The 9,522-nt window shown below is 71.5% G+C and carries 8 protein-coding genes; 4 read left to right on the forward strand and 4 right to left on the reverse strand.

Going from position 1 to position 9,522, the window contains the following annotated elements; genetic code table 11:
- Nucleotides 1–70 precede the first annotated feature (70 nt).
- Both ACF07B_RS37515 and ACF07B_RS37520 read left to right on the forward strand, forming a co-directional pair.
- Entirely contained in the window at nucleotides 71–1,024 is a 954-nt protein-coding gene (locus tag ACF07B_RS37515; RefSeq protein WP_392182218.1) for an ATP-binding cassette domain-containing protein, read from the forward strand.
- Between the two features lie 113 nt (nucleotides 1,025–1,137).
- Complete coding sequence (locus tag ACF07B_RS37520; protein WP_362395973.1) at nucleotides 1,138–1,866, forward strand: ABC transporter permease; 729 nt, start codon at nucleotides 1,138–1,140, stop codon at nucleotides 1,864–1,866.
- A 110-nt stretch (nucleotides 1,867–1,976) separates the two neighbouring features.
- Here the strand turns inward: ACF07B_RS37520 and ACF07B_RS37525 are convergent, their stop codons facing one another.
- On the reverse strand, nucleotides 1,977–3,383 hold the full coding sequence (locus tag ACF07B_RS37525; RefSeq protein ID WP_392182219.1) for a glutamate decarboxylase: 1,407 nt from the start codon (nucleotides 3,381–3,383) through the stop codon (nucleotides 1,977–1,979).
- A gap of 96 nt (nucleotides 3,384–3,479) precedes the next feature.
- On the reverse strand, nucleotides 3,480–4,766 hold the full coding sequence (locus ACF07B_RS37530) for an ion channel protein (RefSeq protein WP_392182220.1): 1,287 nt from the start codon (nucleotides 4,764–4,766) through the stop codon (nucleotides 3,480–3,482).
- A 132-nt stretch (nucleotides 4,767–4,898) separates the two neighbouring features.
- Here ACF07B_RS37530 and ACF07B_RS37535 point away from each other — a divergent pair, with 132 nt between their 5' ends.
- Complete coding sequence (locus tag ACF07B_RS37535) at nucleotides 4,899–5,666, forward strand: MerR family transcriptional regulator (RefSeq protein ID WP_392182221.1); 768 nt, start codon at nucleotides 4,899–4,901, stop codon at nucleotides 5,664–5,666.
- A gap of 175 nt (nucleotides 5,667–5,841) precedes the next feature.
- Here the strand turns inward: ACF07B_RS37535 and ACF07B_RS37540 are convergent, their stop codons facing one another.
- Nucleotides 5,842–6,207, reverse strand: coding sequence for a YbjQ family protein (locus ACF07B_RS37540; protein WP_362395798.1), 366 nt, complete (start codon nucleotides 6,205–6,207; stop codon nucleotides 5,842–5,844).
- 140 nt (nucleotides 6,208–6,347) lie between these two features.
- Here ACF07B_RS37540 and ACF07B_RS37545 point away from each other — a divergent pair, with 140 nt between their 5' ends.
- Nucleotides 6,348–7,592 (forward strand): DedA family protein, encoded by a 1,245-nt coding sequence (locus tag ACF07B_RS37545; protein WP_392182222.1) that lies wholly within the window; start codon nucleotides 6,348–6,350, stop codon nucleotides 7,590–7,592.
- A gap of 76 nt (nucleotides 7,593–7,668) precedes the next feature.
- Here ACF07B_RS37545 and ACF07B_RS37550 read toward each other — a convergent pair whose 3' ends face one another.
- Nucleotides 7,669–9,327, reverse strand: coding sequence for a threonine/serine exporter ThrE family protein (locus ACF07B_RS37550; RefSeq protein WP_392182223.1), 1,659 nt, complete (start codon nucleotides 9,325–9,327; stop codon nucleotides 7,669–7,671).
- Between the last annotated feature and the right edge of the window lie 195 nt (nucleotides 9,328–9,522).

Here is a 9,522-nt window from a genome sequence, read left to right on the forward strand (position 1 = left end):
TGCCGGTAGTCAAGTTTGATTACCGGCGTTGAGGGCCGGCCCGGAAACGGGCCGGAACGGAGGGAGCGGGATGACCGGAGCGATCGTCGTCGAAGGCGTACGCAAGCGGTACGGGGACCATCACGCGCTGGACGGACCGGGCCTGGTGGCCGGGCGCGGCACGGTGCACGCGGTGCTCGGCCCCAACGGCGCGGGCAAGACCACCCTGGTCCGGATCCTGTCGACGCTGCTGCGGCCGGACGGCGGCCGGGTGGAGGTCGCCGGGTACGACGTGGTGCGCGAGGCCCGCCGGGTGCGGTCGCGCATCGGCCTGCTCGGCCAGCACGCCGCGCTCGACGAGGAGCTCGGCGGCCGGCAGAACCTGGAGATGTTCGGGCGCCTCCACCACCTGGGCTCCCGCGCCGCGCGGGCGCGGGCCGACGAACTCCTGGAGCGCTTCGGTCTCGCCGGCACCGGCCGCAAGGCGGTCCGCGCGTACAGCGGCGGCATGCGGCGCCGCCTGGACCTGGCCGCGTCGCTCATCACGGACCCCGAGGTCCTGTTCCTGGACGAGCCGACGACCGGGCTCGACCCGCGCGGCCGGGCCGAGGTGTGGGCGGCGGTGCGCTCCCTGGTCGGCGGCGGTACGACGGTGCTGCTCACCACCCAGTACCTGGAGGAGGCGGACCAACTCGCCGACCGCATCACGGTCCTCGACCGCGGACGGGTCATCGCGGACGGCACGGCCGACGAACTGAAGACCCGGACGGGCGGCGACCGCATCGACGTGGTGCTGCGTGACGCGGGCCTGCTGGGCGCCGCCGTGGCCCTGCCGCCGTTCGCGGGGGAGGGGGTGTCGGTCGACGCGGACCGCCGTCTGCTCAGCGCACCGGTCACGGACCGCATGGCGGCCCTCGCCGGGGCCGTACACGCTCTGCGGGAGGCCGGCATCGAGGCGGAGGACATCGCGCTGCGGCGCCCGACGCTGGACGAGGTGTTCCTGCACCTCACCGGGGACGCGTCGCGAGCCAAGGAGGCCGTGTGAGTACGACGTTCGACACCGTCCGCGAAGGGAACCGGGGACCTGGGCGGCCGGGAGGACCCGGTGAGCCGCGCGAACTCCGCGCGTCAGTGCGCGTGTTCTCCGACTGCTGGACCATGACCCGCCGCGAGCTGATCCGTTGGGCGCGGCAGCCCGTCCAGGCGGCGGTGGGTCTCGTCTTCCCGGTGATGCTGCTGTTGATGTTCGGCTATCTGGTGGGCGGGGGCCGGGGCGTGGAGGGCGACTACGTCGACTACCTGGTGCCGGGCATGCTCGCCCTGACCATGGCGTTCGGCCTGGAGGGCACGATGCTGGCCGTCACCCAGGACCTCGGCAAGGGCGTCATCGACCGCTTCCGCTCCCTGCCGATGGCCGACGGAGCCGTCCTGGTGGGGCGTTCGGCCGCCGACATGCTCCACTCGGCGGTGAGCCTGGCCGTGCTGGCCGGGGTCGGGTACGCGCTCGGCTGGCGCCCCGACAGCACCCCCGGCGCGTTCCTGGGGGCGATGGGACTGCTCCTGCTCTTCCGCTTCGCCATGCTGTGGATCGGCATCCACCTGGCGATGGTGGCCGGGAAACCGGAGCTGGTGCAGGCCGTGCAGATCCTGGTCTGGCCCGTCGGCTTCCTGTCCAACGTCTTCGCCTCTCCCGACTCCATGCCCGGCTGGCTGGGCACGGCGGTCGGCTGGAACCCGATGTCCCAGACGGCGACGGCCGTCCGCGAGCTGTTCGGCGGACCGGGCGGGGAGCAGGGGCACATCGGCCCGGCGGTCCTGTGGCCGCTGGCCCTGCTCGCGGTCTTCCTCCCGCTGGCGGTACGGAGGTTCGCCCGCCTGAGCCGCTGACGGAGCACCACAGGGGCGGAGCCGCCCCGGATGCCGGGGGCTCCGGGTGTCCGGGGCTGTTTCGGGTGCCCGGGGCCGCTTCGGGCAGGGGAGGGGAGCCGTGGGGGCCCTCAGTGGTGGAAACTCGTCCCCGCCCCCTTGTCCCGGGTCAGCGGATGGGACTGACGGCGCAGTTCGGGCAGCAGCCGCGTCAGGTCCTCGATGAAGAGGTCGGCGAGGTCGGAGGTGAAACCGTTGCGGCACACCACACGCAGCACGGACAGGTCCTCGCGGTTCTCGGGGAAGGTGTACGCGGGCACCAGCCAGCCGCTCTCGCGCATTCTCCGGGACACGTCGAACACGTCGAACGCCTTCACCTCGGGCGCCGTCGTGAAGGCGAACACCGGCAGTTCGTCCCCGCGGGTGATGAGCCGGAAGTCGCCCAGGCAGTCCACGCGTTCGGCGAGGGCGCGCGCCACGTCCCTGGTCGTCTGCTGCACGGCCCGGTAGCCCGCCCGGCCCAGCCGCAGGAACGTGTAGTACTGCGCGACGACCTGGGCTCCGGGGCGGGAGAAGTTGAGCGCGAAGGTCGGCATGTCGCCGCCCAGGTAGTTCACCCGGAAGACCAGCTCCTCCGGCAGTTCGGCCGCCGTCCGCCACAGCGCCCAGCCGACACCCGGGTAGACCAGGCCGTACTTGTGCCCCGAGGTGTTGATCGACGACACCCTGGGCAGCCGGAAGTCCCAGATCAGGTCCTCGTCGATGAACGGCGCGACCATCGCCCCGGACGCGCCGTCGACGTGGACCGGGATGTCGAGGCCCGTGCGTTCCTGGAGCCGGTCCAGCGCCGCGCACAGCTCCTCGATCGGTTCGTACGACCCGTCGAAGGTGGAGCCCAGGATGCCGACGACCCCGATCGTGTTCTCGTCGCACAGCTGGGCCGCCGCCTCGGGGTCGAGATGGAACCGGTCGCCCTCCATGGGGATCTGGCGGGCCTCGACCTCCCAGAAGTTGCAGAACTTCTCCCAGCACACCTGGACGTTCACGCCCATGATCAGGTTGGGTCGCGCGCCCGGGTAGCGGTCCGCGTTGCGCTGCGCCCAGCGCCGCTTCAGCGCCATGCCGGCGAGCATGCAGGCCTCGCTCGACCCGGTCGTGGAACAGCCCACCGCGGCTGACGGATCCGGCGCGTTCCACAGGTCCGCGAGCATGGCCACGCAGCGCCGCTCCAGTTCGGCCGTACGGGGGTACTCGTCCTTGTCGATCATGTTCTTGTCCCGGCACTCCGCCATCAGGACCCCGGCCTGCGGTTCCATCCAGGTCGTGACGAAGGTGGCCAGGTTCAGCCGGGAGTTCCCGTCCAGCATGAGCTCGTCGTGGACGAGCTGGAGCGCGGTCGTGGGCGGCAGCGGTCCGTCCGGAAGGCGGTGCTTCGGCGGTGCCTCGGTCATGCCGCTGACCGGATTGGTCTCCCCGTAGAACGGGTTGACGGAGGCGGGGCGTTCATCGGGCGTCGAGTGGCCCTGATGGAGCGGCATGGGCTTCTCCCAATGGTTCAGCGGGACGGGGTGTCCCCATGGTTCATCGGATGTGGGGTTCCCGCTGGTTCATTGGAGATGCGGTTCTCCGGCGGTTCATCGGACCGGTCTTCCGTCCTTGCGCAGTTGCAGCTGCGACCGTCCGGTCACCAGCAGCCAGGCCGGCAGCGAGGCGATGCAGAGCAGGGCGATGATCGTGGGCGAGGACACCAGGACGGCGGCCGTGAACAGGCTCACCCAGCCCTGCCGGGTGGTCGCGAGGAGCACGCCCAGCACTCCGGCGGCCAGGCCCAGCGAGGCCGGGACCGAGGGCACGAGCGCGTGGGCGCACAGACCGAACGCGGCACCGGCGAAGAGGGCCGGGAAGATCCGGCCGCCCCGGAACCCGCAGGACGTCGCGACGACCAGCGCGGCCAGCTTCACCACGGCCATCAGCGCGTACCGGCCCGCCGAGTAGTCGTCGGGGTGCCGGGCGATCTCGGCGACCTGGTCCAGGCCCTTGAACAGCGTCAGCGGCCCGCCCAGGCAGCCCAGCAGGCCGAGGACGAGCCCGCCGACGGGCAGGGTGATCATGGGGTGGCGCAGGAGCGAGAACACCTTGTGGACGTAGGGGAACACGTAGACGGCGGTCATACCGAGCACCGCCGCCGCGGAGGCGATCACGAGGGCGGACAGCACATCGGCCCAGCCGGGATCACCGAGCGGGGGCAGATCCAGGTCGAAGCTCGGATGGCCGATCAGCGAGGTGGTGATCGAGCCCACCGCGGCCGCCGTCAGCGGCGCGAAGAGGTTGTCCCACAACAGGCCCTTCATCTGTCGTCCGGCGAGCGCCTCGGAGATGACCAGTGCCGCCGCGACCGGTGTACCGAACAGGGCGCCGATCGTCCCCGCCTCGGCCAGGGTCACCCACAGCACGCCGGGCGCCGCGGGCGCGAACCTGCGGCCCGCCCAGAACGCCAGCGCGACGTTGGTGGCGATGATCGGGTTCTCGGGACCGAGGCTCGGGCCGCCCGCGAGCATCAGCGCGGTCGCCACCAGCAGTCCGGGCAGGATGAAGGGGGCCATCGGCTCCTCCTGGAGCCCCACCGTGGCCGGGTCGGGCCCCGCGTGCCCCGGCGCCTTCCACACCACCAGACCGACCAGGACGCCGGTGCCGGTGAGCATGACGATCATCCAGAGCGAGGAGTACCCGCCGATGCCGAGGGCGTCCGGCAGGTCCGTCCAGAGCACGTCCTTGAGCTGGTCGGCGAGCTTGCTCACCCCCACGTAGAGAAGGGCCGAGACCGCGCCGACGACCACGGACGGGAGGAACAACGGCAGCAGAGTCCGTGCGGGCGTCGCCCGGGTGGGGGCCGGTCCCGGGGGAGCCGCTTCGGGGGTCACGGGCTCACCCTAAGCGTGCCAATCGGACATAACACCCCGAGCGTCGCCGCCGGACCGGGCCCGGGAGTTCGGGCTTGCACCTCACGTCACGTCAGGCCTCATCGTGAAGGGCGTACCGAGGAAGGAGCGGAAGTGGGCTATTCAGTGGGCCAGGTCGCCGGATTCGCCGGAGTCACGGTGCGCACGCTGCACCACTACGACGAGATCGGTCTGCTCGCGCCCGGCGAACGCAGCCACGCGGGTCACCGGCGCTACAGCGACGCCGACCTCGACCGGCTGCAGCAGATCCTGTTCTACCGGGAGCTCGGCTTCCCGCTCGACGAGGTCGCCGCCCTGCTCGACGACCCGGGAGCGGACCCGCGCGCGCAGCTGCGCCGCCAGCACGACCTGCTGACCGCCCGGATCGAGAGACTGCAGAAGATGGCCGCGGCCGTGGAGCACGCCATGGAGGCACGCACGATGGGCATCAACCTCACGCCCGAGGAGAAGTTCGAGGTCTTCGGGGACAAGGACCCCGAGGAACACGCGGAGGAGGCCGAACGCCGCTGGGGCGGCACGGAGACGTACGCCGAGTCGCGGCGTCGCACCGCCCGCTACACCAAGGACGACTGGAAGCGCATGCAGGCGGAGGTCGCCTCCTGGGGCGAGCGGTACGACGCCCTGATGGCGGCCGGGGAGCGGCCGGACGGCGCGCGGGCGATGGACATGGCCGAGGAACACCGGCAGCACATCACCAAGTGGTTCTACACCTGTACGTACGAGATCCACCGGGGCCTGGGGGACATGTACGTCGCGGACGAACGGTTCAAGGCGTTCTACGACTCCATGCGGCCGGGGCTGGCCGAACACCTCAGGGACGCGATCACGGCGAACGCCGCCCGTCGGACCGGGGAAGCCTGATAGGTAAGGGGTGCCCGCCCATGCGGGCGCCCCTTACCTTTCTGGGCCGGTCGCCGCTTTTCCGGGCCGGTCGCCGGACACTTCCGGTCCGGTCGCGGGAGTTTTACGGGTCGGTCGCCGGCGGAGTCCAGGGCCCGCGGGCTCCACCGGCGCGGAGCACCGTCCCGCGGCGGGGCTACTCCTTCACCAGGACCACGGCCGTGCCGTAGGCGCAGACCTCCGTGCCCACGTCCGCCGCCTCCGACACGTCGAAGCGGAACATGAGCACGCCGTTGGCGCCCCGCGCGCGTGCCTGCTCCACGAGCCGCTCCATGGCCTGGTTGCGGGTCTCCACCAGCGTCTTGGTGAGCCCCTTGAGCTCCCCGCCGATCATCGACTTCAGGCCCGCGCCGATCTGGCTGCCCAGATGGCGTGAGCGGACCGTGAGACCGAAGACCTCGCCGATGACCTGCTCGACGCGATGGCCCGGAACGTCGTTCGTCGTCACGACCAGGACGTCCGCGTGGGGACTCTGGCCGCCGCCGTATTCATCGATGCCCATGGTCCACAGCTTTGTCCCAGTCGTCGCACAGTGCATCCTGGAGTCACGGGTGGAACCTGGCGTCGACACATTGCGTTGATAGCTTTGGCAGGCCGTACAGGACCGCCGTACCTCCCTTCACCCCTCAGGAGCCCGGACCCGTGATGACGCTTGCCCTCGGTCCCAGCTGGCTGGATCCGAACACGCTCCTGGACAATTTCGGCATCTGGGGCCTGCTGCTGGTGGTGTTCGCCGAGTCCGGCCTGCTCATCGGCTTCTTCCTGCCGGGTGACTCGCTGCTGTTCACCTGCGGTCTGCTGATCGCCACGGACGCCATGGACTTCCCGCTCTGGGCGGCGATCCCGCTGATCTGCCTCGCGGCGGTCCTCGGCGACCAGGCGGGTTACCTCTTCGGCAAGAAGGTCGGACCCTCGCTCTTCACCCGCCCGGACTCCCGCCTGTTCAAGCAGGAGAACGTGGTCAAGGCCAACGAGTTCTTCGAGAAGTACGGCCCCAAGTCCCTGGTGCTGGCCCGCTTCGTGCCCATCGTCCGCACGTTCACGCCGATCATCGCGGGCGTCAGCGGCATGCGGTACCGCCCCTTCCTCACCTTCAACATCATCGGCGGCGTCCTGTGGGGCGCCGGTGTCACGCTGCTCGGCTCCTGGCTCGGCAAGATCGATCTGGTCAACAAGCACATCGAGCTGATCCTGATCCTGATCGTGCTCGTCTCGGTCGTCCCGATCATGATCGAGTTCCTGCGCGCCCGCTCCCAGGCCAAGAAGAACCCGCCCCGGCAGGCCGAGGAGTCCCAGGACTTCCAGGAGCCCTTCCCGGCCCGGCCCGAGGCCGCCCGCACCCGCCCCGCCGCGCCCGTCATGGACGACGCGACCAGGCCGCTGCGTGTGCCGCCGGTCCACGAGGACCGGAACGGGTCGTACGGCAACCAGAACCACGGCGCTCCGTACGGCGGCCACGGTCACGGCCGGTCGTACGGCGACCAGGCCCAGGACCAGTCGTACGGGGACCAGGGCCAGGGCCAGTCGCAGTCGTACGGCAACCAGGGACCGGCGCAGCCGTACGGCGACCAGGGCCACGGCCAGGCCTACGGGAACCAGGGCCAGGGCTACGGCCGTCAGGGCGACGCGTACCCGTCCCAGCAGCAGTACCAGCCCCAGCAGGGGTACCAGCAGCCCCAGCCCCAGCCCCAGCAGTACCAGCAGCAGCCCCAGCAGCCGTACGGCCAGGACCAGGGCTACGGGTACGACCAGCAGCAGTACGACCAGGGTTACCAGCAGGGCTACGACCAGGACCAGGCCCACCCGCAGCAGCACCCCCAGGGCCACCCCCGGCGTCAGTACGGTGCCGAACAGCACCCCTACGGCCAGGGCCCCGCGCAGAACTGAGGCACCCGCCCGGTCCTCCCGAGCCCGGTCCTCCCGAGCCGGGTCCTCCTCGGACCGGGCCTGCCGGGACCGGGCCTCAGAACCCGCGGGTCCGCTTGGCGGCCCGACGCCCGCCGGCGGAGCCGCCCGGCAGACGCAGGAACAGCCGCGAGATCTCCGAACCCAGGTTCACGCCGATCGCGATGGCCATGGCGAGGGCCGCGGCCTTGGTGAGCGACACCAGTCCCTTGTCGACGTCGTTCTGGGCGATCGACAGCAGCCCGAAGTACGTCGCCGAACCGGGCAGCAGCGGGCCGATCGCGGCCGTCGTGTAGGGCAGCGCGGAAGCGAACCGGTAGCGCGAGAGCAGCTGCCCGAAGAGGCCCACCAGGCCCGCGGCGGCGGCCGTGGAGGCCACCGGCGAGAGGCCGCCCGCGTAGTGCATCGCCCCGTACACCGACCAGGCCACGCCTCCGTTGAGGGTCACCGCGAGGACGGTGGATCGTTCCTGCTGGAGCAGGACCGCGAAGGTGAGCGACAGCAGCATGGACGCGGCGATCTGGATCAGGGGCCGCTCGGAGAGGCTCAGCGCCGCGTCCGGGTTGAGCTGCGTGCCCAGCTTCACGCCGAAATAGAGCACCAGCAGGACGCCGGAGACGATCCCCACGAAGAAGTACATGACTTCGAGCAGCCGCGCGGACGCGGTGATGTAGAAGCCGGTCAGCCCGTCCTGCACCCCCGCGACGAGCGCCCGTCCCGGCAGCAGCGCGAAGAGCCCACCGGTGATCACCGCGGAGGCGTTCACATCGACGTGCGCCAGCGTGAGCGCGACCCCTATCGCGGCCGGCGGCATGGCGGCCACCGTGAACTGGTAGAACTCCGGCAGCCCGCGTCCGGCGCACAGCCAGGCGAGTCGGTCGCCGAGCATCGCGCCGAGCGCGGCGGCGACGAACACGACCGCGTCACCGCCGACGAGCACGGAGGCCGCGCCGGCCAGCAGCCCTCCGGAGGCCGTCAGCACCCAGCCGGGGTACGGGTGCCGGTTGCGCCGCATCTCCGCGAGCCGCCTGTAGGCCTCTTCCAGGGGGATCGCGGTCTCGGGGTCGCTCAGGTCGTCGACGAGCCGGTAGACGGCCCCCAGGCGCGTGTAGTCGGTGCCCCGGCGGCGCACGGTCCGTGACGCCGTCACCGGGTCGTCCACCAGGGACGGCTGGTGCGAGATCGACAGCAGGGTGAAGGTGACGTTCGGCTCGCAGCGGTCGAGCCCGTAGGAGCGGCAGACGGCGAACATCGCCGTCTCCACGTCCTCGGCGCCCTCGCCGCCCGCGAGGAGCAGCTCGCCGATACGCAGGGTCAGGTCGAGGACGCGCGGGACGGCGGGCCCCGACTCGTCCTCCTTGTGCACGGGCTCGGGCGCGGGCCGCTCGGTCACCGGCATGCGCAGCATGGTGCGCATGCGGTCCTGCCACGGCGCGTCCTTGGTCAGGCTGACCAAAGGGATGCCGGTCGCCGGTGTGAAGGCGGGAGGCGCGTCCCGGGCACTGTAGGTGCGCGGTGTGCTGAACGCGGAGCCCTCGTGCTCCGGCCCGGCGGGCTGCGGTGCGTCGAGGCCCCGGGGGAGCGCGAACTCCGAGGTCGCCGACGATTCCTCGTCGGCCGCCGCCGGGCCCGGCGGCGCCACACCCGTGGGCGGGCTGAAAGCACTCCTCGCCTCGTCCGAGTGGGGCTTGCGGTCTTCCGCTTCCGGGTCCGCCACCAACTCCAGCCTCGCCTTTCCCGTCGGTGTCGTTCTCCTTCTTGCCTTCCGTATGCCTCAGTATGCGTACGGACACACGAACGGGCCGCGGGGCCCCCCCGGGGGGCCCCGGCCCGGGGGGGAGGCGGGGGGGGGGGGGCCCCCCCCGGGGGGGGGGCCGGGACCCCCCGGGGCGGTTTGTGGCGTTTGGGTAAG

This window comes from Streptomyces sp. NPDC015532 (assembly GCF_043078065.1).
In the GTDB taxonomy this organism is placed as follows: Bacteria; Actinomycetota; Actinomycetes; order Streptomycetales; family Streptomycetaceae; genus Streptomyces.